Here is a 21,934-nt window from a genome sequence, read left to right on the forward strand (position 1 = left end):
TGGTAGTCTTTATTTTTTTATAAAGCATAATTAATTGATGAGAAAAAAACGGCTTAACCATTTAAAAGCGCTGGAAAACGAGTCTATTCAGATTTTCCGCGAAGTAGCGGCGGAATTTGATAACCCGGTGATGCTGTACTCGGTGGGTAAAGATTCATCGGTATTGCTGCATCTAGCCCGCAAAGCCTTTTACCCCGGCAAAATTCCTTTTCCTTTGATGCACGTAAACACCACCTGGAAGTTTCGCGAAATGATTGAGTTTCGTGATCGCATGGCCCGGGAGCAAGACTTTGAACTGATTGAGCACATCAACCAGGAAGGCGTTGAAGAGGGGGTCGGGCCCTTTACCCACGGCAGCGCGCTGCACACCGATGTGATGAAAACACAGGCCCTTAAGCAGGCCCTTAATAAGCACCAGTTTGATGCAGCTTTTGGCGGCGCCCGCCGTGATGAAGAAAAGTCCCGTGCTAAAGAACGAGTGTATTCATTCCGTGATAAAAACCACCGTTGGGACCCTAAGAATCAACGACCCGAGCTGTGGAGTATTTTTAACGGTAAAGTCAACAAAGGCGAGAGCATCCGGGTGTTTCCTTTGTCCAATTGGACCGAGCTGGATATCTGGCAATACATCTATTTGGAAAACATTGATATCCCGTCGCTGTACTTTGCTAAAGAGCGGCCGGTGGTTGAACGCGACGGTACCCTGATTATGGTTGATGACGACCGTATGCCCTTAGAAGAGGGCGAAACACCAGAAATGAAAATGGTGCGCTTCCGTACGCTGGGCTGCTACCCGTTAACCGGTGCGATCGAATCTTCAGCTGCTACGTTACCGGAAATTATTCAGGAAATGTTGCTGACCACGACCTCAGAGCGACAGGGCCGCGTGATTGACCGCGACAGCGCCGGCTCAATGGAGAAGAAAAAAATGGAGGGGTACTTTTAATCATGTCACATGCCAGCCCCCTCATTGAGCAGGATATTCTTGCTTACTTAAAGCAACATGAAAACAAAGAGCTACTGCGCTTTATTACCTGCGGCAGTGTAGATGACGGGAAAAGTACCTTAATTGGTCGTCTATTGCATGACAGCAAAATGATTTTTGAAGATCAGCTGGCGGCGATTACTGCCGACAGTAAAAAATCCGGCACGCAGGGCGACGAAGTCGATCTAGCGTTGTTGGTTGACGGTCTGCAGTCTGAGCGCGAGCAGGGCATCACCATTGATGTGGCCTACCGGTATTTCTCCACGGACAAACGTAAGTTCATTATTGCCGATACCCCCGGCCATGAGCAGTATACCCGTAACATGGCGACCGGTGCTTCAACCTGCGATTTAGCCGTGATCTTGGTGGATGCCTCACAGGGTGTGCAGACTCAGACCCGCCGGCACAGCTTTATCTGTTCATTGCTGGGTATTAAACATGTGGTTGTTGCCGTTAATAAAATGGATCTTGTCGATTATTCGCAGGACGTTTACAAAAGGATCCAGGCTGACTACCTGGAAATGGCCGGCTCGCTGGATATTCCGGATGTGCGCTTTGTGCCCATTTCGGCACTTAAAGGCGACAATGTTGTTAACGAGAGCGAGCATTTAAGCTGGTTCCGTGGCTCGACGCTAATGCAGTATCTGGAAAACATTGTAATTGACCGTGAAGTCGCAAGCTCAGAGTTTCGTTTTCCGGTGCAGTATGTCAACCGGCCTAATTCCGATTTCCGCGGGTTTTCCGGCACCATAGCATCGGGTGAAGTGGCTGTCGGTGATGCCATTCGGGTACTGCCGTCCGGTACTGTGAGCACGATTAAAGAGATTGTGACTTTTGACGGCAACATTGACTCTGCGGGTGCGACTCAGGCAGTCACACTGACGCTGAACGACGAAATGGACATATCCCGCGGCGATATGATCGTTAAGAAAGACGAGCTGGCGAATGTCTCCAGCCGCTTCCGTGCAAAAGTCGTTTGGATGAACGAAAAACCACTGGAAATTCATCGCGAGTACTACCTTAAGTTTAACTCTAAGCTAACTAGTGGCTCAGTGACTGACGTGCAGCACCGGATCGATGTGAACACCTTTGCTGAGCATAAAGCGGGCAAGCTGGAGCTGAATGAAATTGGCCTGGTGGATGTGCAGGCGAATGAAAAAGTCATGTTTGATGATTATCAGTCAAACCCGGGAACTGGTGCGTTTATTGTCATTGACCGCATGACCAACATGACGGTAGCGGCGGGGATGATCACCCAGGCACTGGCAGAAGATACCGGCAGCGACGCGCCGGCCGAGTATAGCGAGTTCGAACTAGAGCTAAACGCACTCGTGCGCAAGCACTTCCCGCACTGGGACGCTAAGGACCTGCGTAAACTTTAATACGTGTTTTAATGCGTGCGTCAGGACGCACGCTACGGGTTACCGTAGGTCGCGTCCTGACGCGACAGTAAAATAAGGAATAACATGCAGGGATATTTGCTTGCGGGTTTGGTGTTGCTGATGGTGGTGTTGCTGGTGCGCTTTCAGGGGCGCTCGGTGGCTATCTTTGGTGGTGCTATGCTGGTGTGTTTGTTAAGTGGTTGGATTGGCCAGGGTGAGCTGCTGTCTAATGCGTCTAACCCGGGCCTGGCAACGCTTATTATGCTGGTTATCGTGTCCTTTGCTTTGGAAAAGACCAGTGTATTGCGAATGGTATCCCGCCGTTTGTTTTCGGAGTCGGAAACTAAGTCCCTGTTAAAAACCATCAGCTTTACGGCGCTGGCGTCGTCGGTACTAAACAATACCGCTGTGGTGGCGGCGATGTTGAACAGCGTACGCAATAACCGCTTTGTTCCCTCGTCCCGCCTGCTTATCCCACTATCCTACGCTGCCATTATGGGCGGTACGCTGACGTTGATTGGTACCTCGACCAATCTGATTGTTAATTCCATGCTGACTGATACCGGCCACCCGGGCTTTAACTTTTTCGACTTCACCCTGGTTGGTGCCGGCGTTACTCTGGGTGGTCTGGCGACTTTATACGTTGTCAGTCGCTTTTTACCGAATATCAGTACTGCTTCTGAGAAAAAGACTGAATATTTTGTCGAAGCCGAGCTGGATGCACAATCGCCTTTGGTGGGGCAATCCGTTGAGCAGGCGGGTTTACGTCATCTGGAAGATTTATTTTTGGCTGAGATTATCCGTCAAGGCCAGGTTTTACGGCCCGTCGCGCGCTATGACGTGCTGCAGGCGGGTGATAAATTGCTGTTCAGCGGTGAAATCAGCAAGGTGCAGGTGCTAAAGCAGTTCGCAGGGCTGGATTTATTTGCTGATAAAAGCGGCCTTGAAACCCAGCAGCTAACCGAAGTGGTGATACGCGAAGACTCGGTGCTGGTGAATAAATCGCTGAAATCCAGTCAGTTCCGGGCGCGCTTCGATGCCGCCGTAGTGGCCATTCGCCGCGACGGTGAACGAGTCAGTGGCAAACTGGGTGAAGTGCGGCTGCGCGCCGGCGACTTTTTGCTATTAGCCACCGGCCCCGACTTTGCCGCGCGCACTAACTTAAGCAAAAACTTTTATTTGTTAAGCGGGGTCGAGCCCGACAACATGCTCAGTGGCTGGCGCGAAAAACTGACGCTGTTTGGGTTTTTGGCCATGATTGGCGTGACCGTGCTGACCGGTTCGTCATTATTTGTCGCCGTGCTGTGTTTGCTGGCGCTACTGTTGGTCAGCGGCTGTTTAAAAGTAAACGAGATAAAGCGCCGCTTCCCGGTGGAAATTTGGGTGATAGTAACCAGCGCGCTGTGCCTGGCCTCGGCCATGCAAAACACCGGGCTGGCGCAGGTGATAACCGATTACGCCCAGAACTCACTGGCGGGCCATGGCGTCTGGCTTACCTTTATTGGTGTGTTTTTAATCACCTATATTTTAACCGAGATTATCACCAATAACGCCGCTGCAGCATTGATGTTTCCGATAGCCTACAGCCTGGCTCTGGGTCTGGGTGTTGACCCCTTCCCGATGGTGATGGGCGTGGCTTTTGCCGCGTCGGCGAGCTTTATATCGCCGTATGGGTACCAGACCAACTTAATGGTGTTTAACGCCAGTAATTACCGGTTAAAACACTTCGTACTATCGGGCATACCCGTTGCTGTGGTGTACTGCACACTGGCAATAGGGTTAATCCCGCTGGTCTTTCCGTTTTAAACAAGAAAGATATAACCGCAGAGGCGCAGAGCACGCAGAGCACGCAGAGAAAAACAATTTAATTGTAAAACACACTCTTTTGTTTTTGTCTTTACCATTAAAAGTCTTTCCTCTGTGACCTCTGCGCCTCTGCGGTTATATCTTGAAGAGGTTTACAGATGAAGTCTGAGAATACAGTTTGGCATGCGCAGAGTGTTTCTCGTGTTATGCGCGAGCAGCAGAAGGGCCAGCGCGGTAAGGTGTTGTGGTATACCGGCCTGAGCGGTTCGGGTAAGTCAACGATTGCTAATGCGGTGGATAGTAAGCTGCATGAACTGGGTAAGCATACTTATCTTTTGGACGGTGATAACGTCCGGCATGGTTTAAACGGTGACTTAGGCTTCGATGATGCTGCCCGTATTGAGAACATTCGCCGGGTGGCCGAAGTGGCTAAGTTATTTGCCGATGCCGGGCTTATCGTTAGTACGGCGTTTATTTCGCCGTTTAGAAGTGACCGAGATTATGCCCGCGAACTGATTGGTGTGGAGGATTTTGTTGAAGTGTTTATTGATACACCGCTGGAAGTTTGCGAGCAGCGCGATCCTAAGGGCTTATACAAAAAAGCCCAGGCGGGTGAGATTAAACACTTTACCGGTATCGATTCCGACTACCAGAAACCGGCCAATCCCGAGATACACATTAAAACCGCTGAACTCAGTATTTCGCAGGCGGTGGAGCAGGTCACTCAGTTTTTAAAGATATAACTGCAAAAGCGTAAGATACATCTCTGTGGTTATATCCTTGCGACTTGCGTTATCTGCCTGTGCTAAGCATAATCAAAGGCACACAATTAACGCAGGATAGCCGAATGAAAACAATAAAAACTCTGACTTTAGCGGCCTTGCTACCGCTTTCTGCCTTCGCTCAGGATGCTCTGACTTACACCGATCAGGAAAAGCTGCACGATATTGCTGCGGCGGTTAAAGCCGATCGTATCCGCCAGGATATCGAAATGCTGGTGTCTTTTGGCACCCGTCATACCTTGTCGGAAACTGAGTCTGATTCTCGCGGTATTGGCGCCGCGCGGCGCTGGATCTACGAAGAGTTTGAGCGCATTTCGGCGGACTGTGGCGGCTGTCTGGAAGTGATGTACGTCAGCGACGTAATTGAAGGTGAGTCACGTATTCCGGAAGCGACAGAAGTTAAAAGCGTTATCGCTATTCAGCGCGGCCAGTCGGACCCGGGTCGCTATGTGATCATGTCGGGGGATATTGACTCACGGGTCAGCGATGTTATGGATGCGACCTCCGATGCGCCCGGTGCTAATGATAACGCCTCAGGAGTGGCGGGGACGTTGGAGGCGGCACGGGTGTTGTCGCAGTATCAATTTGACGGCTCTGTGGTTTACGCGGCACTGGCCGGTGAGGAGCAGGGCTTGTTCGGTGGCCGCATTCTGGCAGAAAATGCCAAGCAGCAGCAGTGGCGCATTAATGCGGTACTGAATAACGATATGATCGGCAATATCGAAGGGGTCAATGGCGTTATTAATAACACCACCGCGCGTATTTTTGCCGAAGGTACACGGATGGATGAAAGCGACCGTGAGGCCACGATGCGCCGCTTTTATGGCGGCGAAAACGACTCGCCTTCACGCAATGTGGCCCGCTATGTTGATATGATGGCTGACCGCTACATTCCGAATCTGGACACCATGATTGTTTACCGGCTGGATCGCTTTGGCCGCGGGGGGCATCACCGGCCCTTCAACGACCTGGGTTATCCGGGTGTGCGCATTATGGAAACCAACGAAAACTACAACCGTCAGCACCAGGATCTGCGCACCGAGGACGGTATCGAATACGGCGATACCATTGATGGGGTTGATTTTGATTATGCGGCTAAGTTAACGGCACTGAACGCGGTTTCTCTGGCTGGCATGAGCTGGGCGCCGGAGCCACCGCAAAATGTTGATATCGAAGGTGCGGTTCAGCCCTCGACTACCCTTAAATGGGATGATGTCCGTGATCCGGATAATCTGGCCGGCTATAAGGTTTACTGGCGTCTGACCACGGCCCCGCAATGGCAGTGGAGCCGTTACGTCGGTGACGTAAATGAATTTACCCTTGAAAACATCGTTATTGATAACTACGTATTTGGTGTAGCCAGCGTCAGTGAAGATGGCTTTGAAAGCCCGGTTGTATTCCCCGGACCGGCTGGTGAATTCAGCATTGAATTTGAGGAGGCGGAAAATCAGTAAGCCAAATTTTTTACCCTTAGACCGGGATTGCCGTATTGGTTTTGAACTGGAGTTTTCCGGTTTGTCAGTGCAGCAGACCCTGGACACTCTGCAGCAGGAGTTGCAGGGTGAGGTTGAAAACCAGTCGCTGGCAGAGCGCAGTATTACCCACTCCGAGTTGGGTAAGTTTCAGATTGAGCTGGACTGGAACTACCTGAAAAAAACCGCTGCCGAGCAGTCGGCCAGCGAGCTTGGCGAAAAAGCCTGGCTTAAGGAACTGGGCAGTCTGGCTGAAAAAGTGGTGCCGATGGAAGTGGTCTGCCCACCCTTAACACTGGAGCAGTGTGAGCAATTATTACCGCTGACTGATGCGCTGCGTAAAGCCGGCGCGCGGGGTACCGATGACTCCTGGTTAGCCGCTTACGGCGTCCATATTAATCCGGAAGTTCCGATGGATGAGGACGGTAATGTCGATCCCAATGTCTTACACCGTTATCTGCAGGCCTACGGAATACTGCAGTGGTGGCTGTTTGAGGCCCATGAAGTCGATACCACCCGTAAAATCAGCCCTTATATTGATAAATACCCGGAAAGCTATCTGCGGGTATTAATGGCGCATGACTCGATGAGTATGCCGGTACTGCTGGACGAATACCTGCAGCACAATGCCTCGCGTAACCGCGCGCTGGATATGTTGCCGTTATTCGCTTATATCGATGAAGAGCGGGTAAATACGGTGGTCGGCGATGATAAAGTTAAAGCGCGTCCGACCTTTCATTATCGCTTACCCAATTGTCATATCGAACAGCCGGAATGGAATTTAACGGTACCCTGGAAAGGTTGGTGGGTGGTTGAGCAGCTGGCTAACGATCAGCAGGCGCTGGATTACTGGCGCGACGAATTTTTAGCACAGAGCCGGCCTTTAATTGGTGTGGCTGAAACGGACTGGAAACGAAGGATACAGGCATGGCTGATCGACCGCGAGTGGTGGTAACGGGTAACGCCCGCCGTTGGTCGCCGTCGTGGTGGTGCAGTTGGATTGCTTTACGTTTGCTGGGGGCGAGCCCGGTTCGTGCCAGTGTTCGCCATAAAGTAGACCTTGATGAAACCATTGACGCGGTCGTTATCGGCGGCGGCGATGACATCAGCCCGTCGCATTATGACCAGCCCGCCGAGCACGATGGCGAGTACGATCCCGAGCGTGACGATCTGGAAATTGAATGGATTAAGTGGTCCTTGCAGCATGGCAAACCATTGCTGGGCATCTGCCGTGGTTCACAGTTAGTTAATGTAGTTCTGGGCGGCAAGCTGAATCAGAATATTCGTGAATTACGTAAGTTAACCTATAATCGCCCCGGTTTGCTGCCGACCAAACAGGTAAAGCTGGCCAGTGACAGCCGGGTGTCGGAAGTTTGTGGTAAGCGCAAATTGCGGGTCAACAGTCTACACTCACAGATTGTCAGCGAAACCGGACAGCAGATGAAGGCCGTGGGCTGGGATCTGGACGGCTTTATTCAGGCTTCTGAGCATCAGCAGCGTCACATTATTGGAGTGCAGTGGCATCCGGAGTATCTATTTTATGTCCCGAGTCAGTTACGTTTGTTCCGTTGGTTGTTGGCTTGCAGTCGCAGTACTGCTGATTAGTTGCTCATCCCCTCAGTATAAGCCCGAAAAACCCTGGCACACGGCGGGCGGCTTTCAAAATACCTACGCAAAACACGATCAGGGCTTTTTTGATTATTGGCATATGCGCTGGTTTGGCGATGTCGACTGGAAAGATCAGTCGCAGCAGGCGCATCTGGTCCCGCAGGTCGAGGCTGATCTGCGCGCAATTCAGCAACCGGATCCGGAAAAGCGTCAGGTGACCTGGATTGGTCACTCGACGTTTTTGCTTCAATATCAGGGTCTAAATGTGCTGACTGATCCTATATTCAGTAAGCGAGCCTCGCCGGTCAGCTTTCTGGGCCCGTCGCGGTTAACGCCACTACCGCTAAGCCTGCAGGATCTGCCGCCGATTGATGCGGTGATTATTTCTCATGACCATTATGATCACCTTGACGCTGACACCATTCATTACCTGGGCTCGGATGTACAGTATTATGTGCCGCTGCGCTTAAAGCGTTGGTTTGTTGAGCAGGGTATTGATGCCGATAAAGTCACTCAGCTGGACTGGTGGCAGAGTGCCCCGGGGGCGATGCTTAGCGTACATGCAACACCAAGCCAGCACTGGTCTGGCCGCGGTTTATGGGATCGCTTCGAAACCCTCTGGGCCAGTTATGTCATTGATATCGGTGACTGGCGGTTGTGGTTCGGTGGCGATACCGGCTACAACGAGGTGCAATTTAAAGAGATTGGCGAGCACTTTGGGCCCATTGATCTGGCATTGAATCCGGTGGGCGCCTATTTGCCCCGCTGGTTTATGGAAGTTGCGCACGTGGACCCGGCCGGGGCTACCTTGATACACAAAGATATTGGCGCACGACAGAGTGTAACCATGCACTGGGGTTCTTTTCAGTTGGCCGCCGAAGGTATTCAGCGGACTCTGGATGATATCGCTGCGGCACGCCAGCAGGCGGGTCTGACAGAGCAGCAGTTTCAGGTTATGGCGATTGGTGAGACGCAGATTTTTTAAAGTTTGTTGATCTTTAGCCGATGGTTTCAGGTACAACTATTCGTAAAAGTCGAAACAATAATAGAATCAGCGGGAGCTGTTAATGACCATAGCACAGCGTTTATATGCAGGCTTTGCCTTTGTTATTTTGCTTATGGTGATCACCACAGTGGTGGGCACCTTGCAAGTTAACGAAATAAATACCACGTTAAACCAGGTAAATAATGTCGGTAGCGAAAAGCAGCGCTACGCGATCAATTTCCGTGGCAGCGTACATGATCGTGCCATTGCCCTGCGGGACCTGGTGCTGACCGAGCAGGAAAGCGAGCGTGAACAGTTTCGGGCTTTAGTGGCTGAACTGAAGCAAAATTATGCCGATGCTGAGCGCGGCATGAAGCGGCTGTTTGACAACCCCAAATACGTGAATAGCAAAGAAAAACAGCTGATGCAGCGGATTGAGGAGATTCAGCAGCGGGCTCTTGCGACTACCGAACGGGTTGAACAGCTACTGGCTAATGGACAGCGTCAGCAGGCGCAGAACTACGTATTGTCGGATTTATCACCGGCCTATGCCGAATGGCTAAATCGTATCAACGATTTTATTGACTATGAAGAACAGGTGATTTCTTCCGGCGTCGACTCGGTGCTCGAACGCAGTAACGGATTTACCACTTTGATGTGGTGGATCACTGTGTTTGCGGTTATCGCTGCGGGTGTCGTGAGCTACTTAATTGTCCGTAAGTTGGCGCGCACTATTGGTGGAGAGCCAGATGAGGCCGCTGAAGCGTTCCAGCGCATTGCTGACGGTGATTTAACGGTGACGACTCAGTCAGACTACCCCGATTCGATGATGGGCCAGATCAACCGTATGGTGCAGGATTTACGTAAGCTTATCGGAGAGGTGTCGGAATCATCCGAACAGCTGCTGGATTCGGCCAGCGAGCTGTCAAAAACTGCCAACAATAATTCGTCACTGGTGCAGCGGCAGCAGGATGAAACCACCCAGGGTGCAGCGGCCATCAACCAGATGTCGCAAACGGTTTCCGAAGTTGCGCGTCATACCAATGAAGCAGCGCAGCTGGCTGATGACAGCGATAAAGAAACGGACCGTGGCCGTGGCGAAGTCGAAGCAACCATTCAGTCGATTGAGGCTCTGGCCCATGAAGTTGAAAACGCAGCTGGTGTCATTGGTGAGCTTAGCGACAACACCGATGAAATTACCAAAGTGCTGGAAGTTATTGAAGGTATTGCTGACCAGACCAACCTGCTGGCACTTAACGCGGCCATTGAAGCGGCCCGTGCCGGAGAGCACGGCCGCGGCTTCTCGGTAGTAGCTGATGAAGTACGAGCACTGGCAAACCGGACGCAGGAATCGACGCAGAGCATTCAGTCGCTGATTGAGACCATGAAGGGCAGTGCCGGTAACGCAGTAACGGTAATGGAGCGTGGCCAGGATCAGGCCAGCAACAGTGTTGACCAGGCCCGTCGTGCCGGCGATTCACTTAACTCGGTACGAGATGCTGTGCGCCGCATGACCGACATGAACGCACAAATTGCGACGGCGGCAGAAGAACAAAGCTCGGTAGCGGACGAAATTAACCAGAACTTCCATGGTATTACTGAAGCAACTGAGCAGTCAGCCGCCGGCTCGACTCAGGTCAGCGAGGCCAGCACCGAGCTGAATCAGCTGGCGAAGCGCTTGAGTGAGCGGGTTCATCGTTTCCGCGTCTCTTGATGAGGCACAAGGACGGGTTAAGCTGCAGAAGTTTTAGGCGGTCGCTGCAAAAGCACTTGATTCGATCGGCTAAAAACCATAGTATAGCGCCCGTTCCGGAGAGGTGGCCGAGTGGCTGAAGGCGCACGCCTGGAAAGTGTGTATACGGTAACCCCGTATCGAGGGTTCGAATCCCTCTCTCTCCGCCAGTTAGTAGTAAAAAAAGGGCTCGCCGTTTGGTGGGCCCTTTTTTGTTACATCTATTGCCTATTAATGTTGATGCTCGGCCTCCAGCGCGTTACCTTCCGTGTCGTAAAAACCACTGGCACCAGCCTCAATGAATCCCTGAGAGACCATATTGGTCAAAAAAGGATCGGTATGGTCGTCACCGATGTCGGCATAATCCGTTGCCTGATAAACATCCCGATGAGCAAAAAAATCTGTGATTACTGCTTTGTCCTGATTCAGTCGCTGTTGTTGCCAGATAATCCGGTTACCCCTGGAATCACTGCGCTGAAACCGCTTAGGAAGCTGGTAGGCCGGTAACCAGTCGATTACCAGAGTCTGCTGAGCCAACTGCAGTTGATAGGTTTCCGTTTTTGAGCAACCTGAGCCCTGTTCGCTGATTTTGTTCATTCTTTGCAGTAATTTATCGGCAATCAGTTGATTGCGATAACTCCAGTTGGTCTCCCGTTTACCATGGATGATATCGTTCGGCTGATATTCGATAGCGCGCTGATGGGCATCAAAGTAACGGGTTGGCTTTAACATTTCCTCACGCACGAACTGCCACATTTCGGTCATTTGAGTTTGTGGATATTGATGCGCAACGTGTTGCGGTTTGCGCCATAAACTCATTTCGGTATGTTGTTCTGCTGCCTCTGTGGTGTGCGATATGCGGTACTCAGCCTGCACCCACTCAGCGTCGCATACCTCAGCATTAGCTTCAGCGGCCAGCAACAAGACTGAGATAAAAGTAACGTTCTTCCACATGATATTAATCTCGCAATAGAAATAGAAAAGGCGGCTGCTCGAGCCGCCTTAAAATAACAGACTTAGTTCAGGTTGGTTTCTGCCTGGTTCACCAAATCGCCGGCATAATCCATGATATGAAAAATGACACTTTGCTCATTCGTACCGTTTACCATGAAGGCACCTGGACCTTTGGCATAAATGCCCACATCTTCGCCCGAATGAGTTTCCGATGACAGTGGAATCAATGCTTCCTGGTGGTAGCCCATTTGCGTTGTGTCGATTTCGCTAATATCGTGACGACCCGCTGCAATCGGCATAGCGTAGGAGGCATCGGAGTTAGTCTGCTCGCCGAGATCCATAAAGCCGCGACCGTTTGTGTATCCCAGTGTAGTGTAGGGCAAACCGTCCGCAGCCTCAGCGGGAGCGTCTGCACCAACAGTTACCACCTTACCCAAAATTGGGTTGCCGCGTTTAGGGTAGCCGGCAATGGTAAAGACGTGACCGTGGTCCGCGGTGACGATAATTAAGGTATCCTCATCGTCAGTTAGTTCATCGGCTCTGGCAATAGCCTGCGCAAATTCGATGGTATCATTTAGCGCACCAGCAGCGTTGCCGGCGTGATGAGCATGGTCGATACGTCCGGATTCGACGGTTAAAAAGAAGCCGTTCGAGTTGTTATCCAGTACCGCGATGGCTTTTTCGGTCATCTCAGTTAAGGAAGGTTCACCAGCGATGTCGTTAACGCGGTCAGCTTCATATTGCATGTGCGACTCGTTGAATAAAGCAAAGACTTTGTCCGTTGCTTCAGTAGCCAGACCGTCAAAGCCGGCCTGATCAAACAGGTAGCTGCCGGTTGGGTATTTAGCCTGCCACTCAGCGGTTAAATCACGGTTGTCGGTACGGTCGCCTTCAATGCTGCTGGCAGCATCCACACTGTTAAAGGCTGCATCGCGGGGTAGGAAGTGACGTCGGCCACCGCCCATAACTACTTCCAGCCCATCGACATTGACACCGGCAAAGCGTGATTCCAGATTCTCTTCAAAATGTATCAATTGATCGGCGATGTCTTTACAGCCCTCATCGATAGCGGCTTGTGGTATGTCAGAGATATCTTCCCAGTTACGATCCGCAGATTTAGCATAAGTCGCTGCAGGCGTTGCATGGGTGATACGTGCTGTCGAAATAATGCCTGTCGCTTTACCTGCCAGTTCTGCCAGCTCAAGTGCGGTAACCAGCTCGTTGCCCTGCGCAGTAGTGCAATTACCAGGTGCTACACGTTCATCAACACCAATAACACCCACGTCGGTTTTTACGCCACTGACCATGGCGGTCATGGTACCGGCGGAATCAGGCGTTTGCGCATCAACGTTGTAGGTTTTTGATAGTCCGGAAAACGGAAAGCGATCAAAGCTGAGCTGATTTTCCTCGCCGGTTTGCCCTTTGCGTTGACCTTCCAGTATTCGGGCGGCAGTGACGGTTGAAATACCCATACCGTCGCCGACAAATAAGATAACGTTTTTGGCTTTGCCACGCGCATTGTCAACGGTGGCCTGCAACCAGGCTTCTTTGTTTTGCTGGGTTACCCGCTGTGCGTCAACATACCAGCTGTTATTGACGTTATTCAGGACCTCGCTGGCACTGATCGATGTCCGCCCCGGTTCACAGACGTAGCTGGTTTCGGTTATTTCATTATCGTCCAGCAAACCATTGGCATTTTCGTCCTGACCCGAATCAAAACGAACACCCCCGTGTGGGCAGTTTTCATTGCCCTTTGCAATATCAGTCTGGGTGGTGATACTACTTACGCCATCGCTGCCACTGGATCCGGCAGGACCGGTGGCGCCGCGTTCGCCATCATCGCCGTCAAGTTCACAGGCGCTTAGCCCCATGACGGTCAGGGCGATTAAACTCAGTTTAAATAATTTCATCTTCTGCTCCACTATTTCGCTGCAGGTTACTCGTCAAGAAGGCCTAGTGCTTGGTTAATGACATGAAAAACGGCGTTTTGCTCGACAACGCCCTGGACGAGCTGGCTGCCGGGGCCGGTTGCGTGCAGGCTAATATCTTCGCCAGAGTGAGTTTCGGAGCTAAGCGGAATCAGTGCTTCCTGATGGTAACCTGCGGCGGTGGTGTCAATACCGGTTAAATCGTGACGTCCGGCGTTAATCTCCATCGCATAGCCTGCATCCGAGTTTGTTTCGCTGCCAAGATTCATAAAACCACGTCCGTTGGTATAGCCTAATGTTGTGTAGGGCATGCCATCAGCTGCTTCAGCTGCTTGTTCAGCACCGACATTAACTACCTTGCCAAGAATAGGATTGCCGCGTTTAGGATAACCGGCGATGGTAAAGACGTGACCGTGGTCAGCGGTAACCAGAATTAAGGTTTCCTCGGGGTTGGTGCTGTCGTAGGCCGCTTTTATCGCCGCTTCGAAAGCGAGTGTATCGGTCAGTGCACCGGCCGCGTTACCGGCGTGATGAGCATGGTCAATACGGCCAGACTCAACCGTTAAGAAAAAGCCTTTATCGTTGTTATCGAGAATATCGATCGCTTTACGAGTCATTTGTTCGATGGAGGGCTCGCCGGCAATGTCGTTATCCCGGTCTGCTTCATACTGCATATGCGACTCGTTGAATAAACCCAGTACGCGGGTGGTCGAGGCTGCATCGATGCTGTTAAATCCAAGCTCATCGTATACGTACAGACCATCCTCGTATTGCTGCTGCCATTCAGCGGTCAGATCTCTGTCGTCGGTGCGATCACCCTCTACAGCACTGGCTGCGTCGCTGCTGTTGTACGCTTCATCTTTTGGTAAGAAGTGCCGCCGGCCGCCGCCAAAAACGACCTCGATGCCATCAACGTCGGCGCCGGTAAAGCGTTGTTCCAAATACTGTTCGAAGTTAACCAGTTGATCGGCAATATCGGTACATCCGGCACTAACGGCCGTTTCCGGCATATCGGAAATATCTTCCCAGTTACGGTCGGCCGACTTTGCGTAGGTGGCTGCAGGCGTTGCATGGGTAATTCGGGCGGTGGAGACAATGCCGGTTGATAATCCTTTGATCTCGGCCAGCTCTAAAGCTGTGGTGACTTCATTGCGGTCATGGTACCGGCTGAATCGGGTGTTTGTGCATCAACGTTGTAGGTTTTTACTAAGGCAGAACGCGGAAAGCGCTCAAAAGTCAGGTAGTCTTCTTCGCCAGGATTGCCTTTTAGCTGACCTTTGAGTATACGTGCCGAGGTCAGAGTTGAGACGCCCATACCATCGCCAACGAAGATAATGACGTTTTTGGCTTTAAATTGATTATTCGTGTTTTGTTTCTCGGTTAACTTCGCTTGACCGTCGGTGTACCAGCTACTGGTCTGCTGGTAGTCAGGCAGAGCCTGCTGTGCACCTGCAGTCATTGAGAGGCTTGCGGTAATGGCCGTAGCGATTGTTTTCCATCGTGTTTTCATCTGGTTTCCCCAATCGTTATTCAGTGTCGCTGTAATATCAGCGTGCTAGACTTAAGGAAGTTTCATGAAAGTTATGTAGAAACCTTGTTAAAGATTAGCGGTATTTATGTGACAGCCTGTGCTGGGCGCACTAAGGGTGCGGTAGTCAGGTCCTTTCGGTTAGTACGGAGGTGTGTGTGGTTCCTGCGACGAATGACTTCTGGTTTCTGCCCCTTGGCGGTACCGGCGAAATTGGTATGAACATGAACCTTTACGGGCATGCCGGGCAGTGGCTGATGATTGATTGCGGGGTGTCTTTTGATGAGCAGCTGCAGGCGGATGATGAGCTGGCGGTGCGTCATGAGGTGGTGGCGGCGGATCCGCGGTTTATGGTGGATAACCGCGACTTACTGGCCGGGCTGATTATTACTCACGCGCATGAAGATCACATAGGTGCCGTTGAGGATCTCTGGCCACGGCTGCGTTGTCCTATTTATACCACGCCCTACACAGCAGCGGTGTTGCGACGCAAATTAGCCTATACGGACTTTGCGGACCAGGTGACCATTATTGAGGTCAATGACCGCGGGCAGCAGACTATCGGTCCGTTCCGGGTTACCTGGTTGCGGCTGACGCACTCGTTACCCGACCCATATGGTTTGCTAATTGAAACGCCGGTGGCGCGGGTGGTTCATACCGGCGACTGGAAGATTGACCGGGACCCGGTATTAGGCGCGCCGATTGATGGCGCGGCGCTGCAGCGTCTGGCTGAGCAACCCATTGATGCGTTAATCGGTGATTCAACCAATGCCCTAAAACCCGGCTGGTCGGTTTCTGAGGGGGAGTGCTTTGCCGGTTTACTGGCCCAGACACAGCAAGCAAAAGGGCGCGTAGTGGTTGGCTGTTTCAGCAGTAATATTGCCAGACTGGTGACCCTGGCAAAAGTGGCAGCGCGCAGCGGCAGGCGACTGGCGGTATTCGGTCGCTCTTTAGAACGGCATGTGGCGACCGCCAGAGCTTTTGGTCTGTGGCCTGATGAACTGGAGCTGATTCATTATGGCCATGTAGGTTATTTGCCGCCCGCCGAGGTGATGGTCGTGGCAACCGGTTGTCAGGGCGAGCCGCGTGCGGCTCTCAGTCGTCTGGCTAACGACAGGCATCCAATGCTGGCGCTGGATAAAGGCGATACGGTGTTACTCAGTGCTATGGTGATTCCGGGTAACGAAGCACATGTGCAGGCATTGGTGCAAAAATTTACTGCCCGGGGTATTGCGGTGGTACAAAAAGAGGACACTGAGTTGCCGATTCATGCCTCCGGCCATCCTAATGAAGAAGAGCTTAAGCAAATGTACCGCTGGCTGCAGCCGCAACTGGTGATCCCTACACATGGTGAGCCGGAGCATTTGGTACGCCATGCCGATATTGCGCGCGAAGTGGGCGTGCGCCGTACATTAACCGGTCAGAACGGCGACTTATTTCGTATCGCTCCGGTGCCCAGTCTGCGACGCAAAGCGGTGAGGACCGGACGTATCCCGCTGGCGCGCTGAGCTGTTCGCTAAAAACTTGCGACCAAGGTCGAATTTTCTATTTGTACGGTCGGGTTATGCTGTTGTCAGGTTGTTAAAATTTGAGGTTACAGCATGCAGGCTTATCATCACATCTATAGCGAAGCCCAGCAGGATCCGGAAGGGTTCTGGCTGGATCAGGCGCGGCGGTTGCATTGGTTTGAAGAACCCCGTTCGGCCGCAGCGGTTAAGAAAAATGGTCTGGCAGACTGGTTTCCGGACGGAAAAATTAATGTCAGTTACCTGGCGCTGGACGCGCAGATTGAGGCCGGGCGTGGCGAGCAGGATGCGCTGATTTACGACTCGCCGGTTACCGGAACCGTGCAAACCTTCAGTTACCACGAGTTAAAGGACGAGGTGGCACGGTTTGCCGGGGTGATCCGCTCGATGGGTGTTGAAAAGGGCGATCGGGTGATCATTTATATGCCGATGATCCCGCAGGCTGCGATTGCGATGCTGGCCTGCGCCCGGGTCGGGGCCATTCATTCGGTAGTTTTTGGCGGCTTTGCTGCCCATGAGTTAGCGATCCGGATTGATGACGCCGAGCCGGCGCTGCTGTTAACCGCGTCCTGTGGTATTGAAGGCAAAAAGACACTGGCCTACAAACCGATTGTCGACAAGGCCTTAAGAGAAGCAGAAAAACCGCCTAAAAACGTGATTGTTTACCAGCGCGAGCAACAGCTGGCGGAACTCGACCAGCCCGGCGATCACCACTGGCAGCAACTGATGGAAACCGCTCAGCCGGTTGACGCTGTGCCGGTGGAAGCCACCCACCCCTTGTATATTTTGTACACCTCGGGTACCACCGGACGCCCGAAAGGAGTCGTGCGGGATCATGGCGGTTATGCGGTGGCGCTGAACTTTTCGATGAATTACGTTTACGGCCTGCAGCCTGGTGATGTATTTTTCACCGCCTCGGATGTCGGCTGGGTTGTCGGCCACTCCTATATTGTCTATGGACCGCTGATTCACGGCTGCACTACCATACTGTACGAGGGCAAACCGGTGAATACCCCGGACGCCGGCGCCTTCTGGCGGGTGGTTGAACAACACCGCGTTAATGCCATATTCTCCGCCCCAACAGCTTTTCGGGCGATTAAAAAAGAAGATCCGCAGGCAGAGCACCTTAAGCGTTATGACATCAGCTCGTTGCAGCGGGTTTACATGGCCGGCGAACGGCTGGATCCGGCGACTTATGACTGGACTACCAGGGTTACCGGGTTACCTGTCTATGATCACTGGTGGCAGACCGAGTCCGGTTGGCCGATGTGCGCTAACCCGGTGGGCGCAGGGGCGACAGCCATTAAACCGGGTTCCTCCAGTTTGCCGGTACCGGGTTATGAAATGGCGGTACTGGACAGCGCCGGTAAGCCCCTCGAGGCGCACCAGGAGGGCTCAATTTGTGTGCGGTTACCACTGCCACCGGGCTGTCTGCCAACAGTCTGGGGCGATGAACAGCGCCTGCAGGACAGCTATTTAAAAGCCTTCCCGGGTTATTACTGCAGCGGTGACGGCGGTTACATTGATGATGAGGGCTATGTTTTTATCATGGGCCGCACCGATGATGTGATTAATGTGGCCGGTCATCGCCTGTCCACCGGCGAAATGGAAGAAATTCTGGCGGCTCATCCGGCGGTCGCCGAGTGTGCCGTGGTCGGCACCCCTGATGATTTAAAAGGTGAGCTGCCGATTGGCCTGGTGATCCTGAAAAATGAAGCGGAAGTCGGCTATCAGCAGCTGCAGGACGAGCTGATACAGCGTATTCGTCAGCAAATCGGCGCCATTGCCTGCCTGAAGACCTTATACGTGGTGCCTAAGCTACCGAAAACCCGATCCGGTAAAATTTTGCGGCGCTTGATCCGGCAACTATTACAACGCGAAGATGTGGCGATTCCCTCGACTATTGATGATCCGCAGAGTATTGAAGCTATCCAGGCCTGCATTGAGGAGCAAAGCAAAACTAGCCAATAAAGGTAGTGCAGGCTAAAATGCGCCATTAACGAAACAAGGACAAAGGTTAATAATGGCGTTATCGGTTATAGCAGTACTTATCGGTCTGGTAGTTTTGGTGTGGAGCGCCGATCGCTTTGTCGAAGGCTCGTCGGCGGTGGCCCGCCATTTAGGTATGCCGCCCCTGGTTATCGGTATGGTAATTATCGGCTTTGGTACCTCAGCGCCTGAAATGGTGGTGTCGGCGATGGCATCGCTGGATGGTAGCCCGGCATTGGCGCTGGGTAATGCCTATGGTTCCAATATTACCAATATTGCGCTGGTTTTAGGTCTGACAGCGGTATTAGCACCGATTACTGTCAAATCCGGTGTCATCCGGCGCGAAATGCCGGTGTTGATTGGTATTACGCTACTCAGTGCCGTCTTATTATGGGACTTTACCATCAGCATGCCGGAGGCCTGGCTGCTGCTGCTGGTGTTCTTTGCTTACATGGGCTGGTCGGTGTATATCGGCATGAAAAGCAGTGATGACACCCTGGCAAATGAATACACTCAGGAGCTTGACTCGCACCCGCTGGCTTTAAGGCCCGCCGTGATCTGGTTAATTATCGGGCTAATTTTACTGGTACTCAGTTCGCGCTCGCTGGTGTGGGGGGCGGTGAATATCTCGCAGGCGTTGGGCGTCAGTGATCTGGTTATCGGCCTGACCGTCGTTGCCATCGGTACGTCGCTGCCCGAGCTGGCGTCAGCCATTGCTGCAGTGCGCAAAAACGAACACGATCTGGCCCTGGGTAACGTTATCGGCTCGAACATGTTCAACACCCTGGCAGTGGTCGGTATTGCCGGCGCCATCCACCCCATCGCGCTGGAGCCTTTAGTGCTTTACCGGGACTGGGTGACGATGGCCGCACTGACGCTGCTACTGTTGCTGTTTTCTCTGCGGATCAAGCGGCTCGGCCGCATCAACCGACTACACGGCGCGTCCTTTTTAATTATGTACGTCGCCTACAGCGTCTATCTGCTCTCTACTGGCTTCGCCCCGGCTTTTTAAAGCCGGCCTGAAGGAGGTATTGAAAACAATTCGCATTTGCGCTAACCTGCTATTGATAATAAAGGAGAGGCGCGAATGTACGTTTGTTTATGCAAGGGCGTGAATGATAAGACGATTCGTAAAGCGGTGGCGGCCGGCGAGGTTGAGTCGATGCGTGATTTACGCCAGCAGTACGGCGTGGCATCGCAGTGTGGCTGTTGCAAGCAAAGTGCGAAAGAAACCTTAAATGAGGCTCTTGAACAGCGCCAGGCAGCTCAGCCGGCGCAAGGTAAAAACCCCACTAAAATTCCTGCTGGCGTGTGCTACACTTAAGTTAATTTCTACCGGGAAACCGCTTAAGGAGCACACCGCTTATGAAAGGTGACGCAAAAGTTGTGCAACAGCTGAATGAGTTGTTGACCCTGAAACTTACCGCTATCAACCAATATTTCTTACATGCTCGTATGTACCGCAACTGGGGTTTTGAAAATCTCAACAGCCGGGCTTACAAGGCATCCATTAATGAAATGAAATACGCTGATGATATTATCGAGCGAATTTTATTTTTAGAGGGTATGCCAAACTTACAGGAGCTGGGTAAGCTGTATATTGGCGAAGATCCCCGCGAAATGCTGGAGCTGGACCACAAGGTTCAGTTTGAGGACGCTAATGCGATTCGTGACGGTATGGCCTGTTGTGAGGAGCATCAGGATTATGTCAGCCGCGATATGCTCTGCCGTATTCTTGATGGCCAGGAGGAACATCTGGACTGGCTTGAGACGCAACTGGATCTGATGAATCGTCTGGGTAGTGAAGTTTATCTGCAAACGCAACTGAACCAAGGGGAATAAGATGAAAGCTGAGAATAATGTTGTCGCCCAGTTAAATCGGTTGCTGGCTTTTGAACTGACTTCGATTGACCAATACACCTCGCATTCGCGCCAGTACGAAGATATGGGGCTGATGAAACTGTATGAGCGCATCAATCACGAAATTGATGATGAACGGCGTCATGCCGATCTGTTAATTCGCCGCATTCTATTTTTAGAAGGTGAGCCCGATATGGCAAACCGCGAGCCACATACGATAGCGTCAAATGTGCGGCAAATGCTGGAAAACGATTTGCAGCTTGAGTACAACAATGCCAAGACCCTGCGTGAGGTTATTCAGTATTGTGAGCGCGAGCACGATTATGTCACCCGAGACATGTTAATCGGCATTTTACGAGACACCGAAGAAGACCATGCTTACTGGCTTAAAATACAACTTGGCCTAATGGAAAAACTGGGGGAACAGCTTTACCTGCAGAGCATGAAGTAATGGATTTTATGATTGATGGCTGGGATTTTACTACTCAGCCGCCCTCCCGCATTGACGATTTAAGCCAGCAGCCGCAACCCGGCTGCTGGTATCATTTGCAGCGCGATGCTGAGGGTCTGGACCGCTGGTTAAAGCAGGCGGGTGTGCCTGATCCTTTGGTTGACGCCTTGACAGAAGAAGACACCCGGCCGCGCTTTCAGCGGTTAAAAGAGGGCTTTGTCCTTTTATTGCGTGGCGTTAATCTGAACCAGGGTTCGGCTCCTGAAGACATGCTCAGTTTGCGTATTTTATCCTACCGGGGCACCGTGTTTACGGTTCGTAAGCGACCTTTTAAAGCCATTACTCAACTACGCCAGGGCCTGGAAAAGCAGACCGGACCGGTTAATCTGGATGATTTTTTGGTGCAGTTAGTGGAGCAGTTAAACCTGCGAATCGAGGATGTCATTGACTCAGTCGAAGCCAATATTGAGCAGATTGAAGCACAGGGTTTTGATAAAACGGCGGAACAGCAACAAGCCTTAACCGGTTTGCACCGGCGTCTGCTGCGGTTAAACCGTTTTATACGGCCGCAGTTAGCTGCGTTGGATAAATTTACCAGTGTCAGCGAGCGCTGGCCGGATAATGAGCTGCATCAGTGGTTTTTAAACGAACGGGACACCACTCAGCGCTTGCTGGAGCAAATCGAGATGATGCTGGAGCAATTGTGGGTTCAGCGTGAGTTGCTGCAACAGGCGGTCGCCGAAAAGATGAACCGCAATACATACTGGCTGTCGGTGATAGCCGGTGTGTTCCTGCCGCTGAGTTTTTTAACCGGCGTGTTTGGGATTAATATTGGTGGCATGCCCGGTGTTGAAAACGAGAATGCCTTTGAAATTTTTGGCTGGGTACTGGTTGCTATTGCGATCATAGAATTTCTGCTGCTGCGGCGGCTGAGGTTCTGGTAACC

18 protein-coding genes, 1 tRNA gene and 1 pseudogene are annotated in these 21,934 nt (G+C 52.0%); 17 read left to right on the top strand and 3 right to left on the bottom strand.

The window, feature by feature from the left end; translation table 11 throughout:
- Window positions 1–37: 37 nt before the first annotated feature.
- The 10 genes from cysD to LG288_RS03530 all read left to right on the top strand — a co-directional run bounded on the left by cysD (window position 38) and on the right by LG288_RS03530 (window position 10,922).
- Entirely contained in the window at window positions 38–946 is a 909-nt protein-coding gene (gene cysD / locus LG288_RS03485; protein ID WP_404402077.1) for a sulfate adenylyltransferase subunit CysD, read from the top strand.
- A gap of 2 nt (window positions 947–948) precedes the next feature.
- Window positions 949–2,367, top strand: coding sequence for a sulfate adenylyltransferase subunit CysN (gene cysN / locus LG288_RS03490; protein ID WP_404402079.1), 1,419 nt, complete (start codon window positions 949–951; stop codon window positions 2,365–2,367).
- An 84-nt stretch (window positions 2,368–2,451) separates the two neighbouring features.
- Entirely contained in the window at window positions 2,452–4,173 is a 1,722-nt protein-coding gene (locus LG288_RS03495; RefSeq protein WP_404402081.1) for an SLC13 family permease, read from the top strand.
- 158 nt (window positions 4,174–4,331) lie between these two features.
- Window positions 4,332–4,916 (top strand): adenylyl-sulfate kinase, encoded by a 585-nt coding sequence (cysC, locus tag LG288_RS03500; protein WP_404402083.1) that lies wholly within the window; start codon window positions 4,332–4,334, stop codon window positions 4,914–4,916.
- A 104-nt stretch (window positions 4,917–5,020) separates the two neighbouring features.
- The gene (locus tag LG288_RS03505; protein WP_404402085.1) at window positions 5,021–6,409 is read left to right on the top strand and encodes a M28 family metallopeptidase; all 1,389 of its coding nucleotides are present in this window, start codon (window positions 5,021–5,023) and stop codon (window positions 6,407–6,409) included.
- On the top strand, window positions 6,369–7,382 hold the full coding sequence (locus LG288_RS03510) for an amidoligase family protein (protein ID WP_404402087.1): 1,014 nt from the start codon (window positions 6,369–6,371) through the stop codon (window positions 7,380–7,382). The genes LG288_RS03505 and LG288_RS03510 overlap by 41 nt, the downstream gene beginning before the upstream one ends.
- Complete coding sequence (locus LG288_RS03515) at window positions 7,355–8,032, top strand: gamma-glutamyl-gamma-aminobutyrate hydrolase family protein (RefSeq protein WP_404402089.1); 678 nt, start codon at window positions 7,355–7,357, stop codon at window positions 8,030–8,032. Before LG288_RS03510 ends, LG288_RS03515 begins: the two co-directional genes overlap by 28 nt.
- The gene (locus tag LG288_RS03520; protein ID WP_404402091.1) at window positions 7,968–9,020 is read left to right on the top strand and encodes an MBL fold metallo-hydrolase; all 1,053 of its coding nucleotides are present in this window, start codon (window positions 7,968–7,970) and stop codon (window positions 9,018–9,020) included. Before LG288_RS03515 ends, LG288_RS03520 begins: the two co-directional genes overlap by 65 nt.
- 82 nt (window positions 9,021–9,102) lie before the next feature.
- A complete protein-coding gene (locus LG288_RS03525) occupies window positions 9,103–10,734 on the top strand; it encodes a methyl-accepting chemotaxis protein (protein ID WP_404402093.1) in 1,632 nt (543 codons plus the stop codon).
- A 97-nt stretch (window positions 10,735–10,831) separates the two neighbouring features.
- A tRNA-Ser gene (locus LG288_RS03530) sits at window positions 10,832–10,922 on the top strand.
- Window positions 10,923–10,983: 61 nt separating this feature from the next.
- On the opposite strand, the gene LG288_RS03535 is transcribed toward LG288_RS03530, so the two are convergent.
- The 3 genes and pseudogenes from LG288_RS03535 to LG288_RS03545 form a co-directional block, all read right to left on the bottom strand.
- The gene (locus LG288_RS03535; RefSeq protein ID WP_404402095.1) at window positions 10,984–11,706 is read right to left on the bottom strand and encodes a hypothetical protein; all 723 of its coding nucleotides are present in this window, start codon (window positions 11,704–11,706) and stop codon (window positions 10,984–10,986) included.
- 62 nt (window positions 11,707–11,768) lie between these two features.
- Entirely contained in the window at window positions 11,769–13,616 is a 1,848-nt protein-coding gene (locus LG288_RS03540; protein WP_404402097.1) for an alkaline phosphatase, read from the bottom strand.
- Window positions 13,617–13,642: 26 nt separating this feature from the next.
- A pseudogene (locus LG288_RS03545) lies at window positions 13,643–15,144 on the bottom strand (alkaline phosphatase).
- A 236-nt stretch (window positions 15,145–15,380) separates the two neighbouring features.
- Between LG288_RS03545 and LG288_RS03550 the strand changes: the two are divergent.
- The 7 genes from LG288_RS03550 to LG288_RS03580 all read left to right on the top strand — a co-directional run bounded on the left by LG288_RS03550 (window position 15,381) and on the right by LG288_RS03580 (window position 21,932).
- Window positions 15,381–16,670 (top strand): ribonuclease J, encoded by a 1,290-nt coding sequence (locus LG288_RS03550; RefSeq protein WP_404403022.1) that lies wholly within the window; start codon window positions 15,381–15,383, stop codon window positions 16,668–16,670.
- Between the two features lie 93 nt (window positions 16,671–16,763).
- The gene (locus LG288_RS03555; protein ID WP_404402099.1) at window positions 16,764–18,659 is read left to right on the top strand and encodes an acetate--CoA ligase; all 1,896 of its coding nucleotides are present in this window, start codon (window positions 16,764–16,766) and stop codon (window positions 18,657–18,659) included.
- 52 nt (window positions 18,660–18,711) lie between these two features.
- Window positions 18,712–19,689 carry a calcium/sodium antiporter gene (locus LG288_RS03560; RefSeq protein WP_404402101.1) on the top strand — a complete coding sequence of 326 codons (978 nt, stop codon included), beginning with the start codon at window positions 18,712–18,714 and terminating at the stop codon, window positions 19,687–19,689.
- Between the two features lie 75 nt (window positions 19,690–19,764).
- Window positions 19,765–20,001, top strand: a complete 237-nt coding sequence (locus LG288_RS03565) for a (2Fe-2S)-binding protein (protein ID WP_404402103.1) — start codon at window positions 19,765–19,767, stop codon at window positions 19,999–20,001.
- 41 nt (window positions 20,002–20,042) lie between these two features.
- Entirely contained in the window at window positions 20,043–20,519 is a 477-nt protein-coding gene (bfr, locus tag LG288_RS03570; RefSeq protein WP_404402105.1) for a bacterioferritin, read from the top strand.
- 1 nt (window position 20,520) lies between these two features.
- Window positions 20,521–20,988 (top strand): bacterioferritin, encoded by a 468-nt coding sequence (gene bfr, locus LG288_RS03575; protein WP_404402107.1) that lies wholly within the window; start codon window positions 20,521–20,523, stop codon window positions 20,986–20,988.
- Window positions 20,988–21,932: a CorA family divalent cation transporter gene (locus tag LG288_RS03580; RefSeq protein ID WP_404402109.1), complete on the top strand. Its 945-nt coding sequence runs from the start codon at window positions 20,988–20,990 to the stop codon at window positions 21,930–21,932. The genes bfr (LG288_RS03575) and LG288_RS03580 overlap by 1 nt, the downstream gene beginning before the upstream one ends.
- Window positions 21,933–21,934: the final 2 nt, after the last annotated feature.

Origin of the sequence: Idiomarina seosinensis, assembly GCF_044797955.1 — a bacterium.
GTDB lineage: Bacteria > Pseudomonadota > Gammaproteobacteria > Enterobacterales > Alteromonadaceae > Idiomarina > Idiomarina seosinensis_A.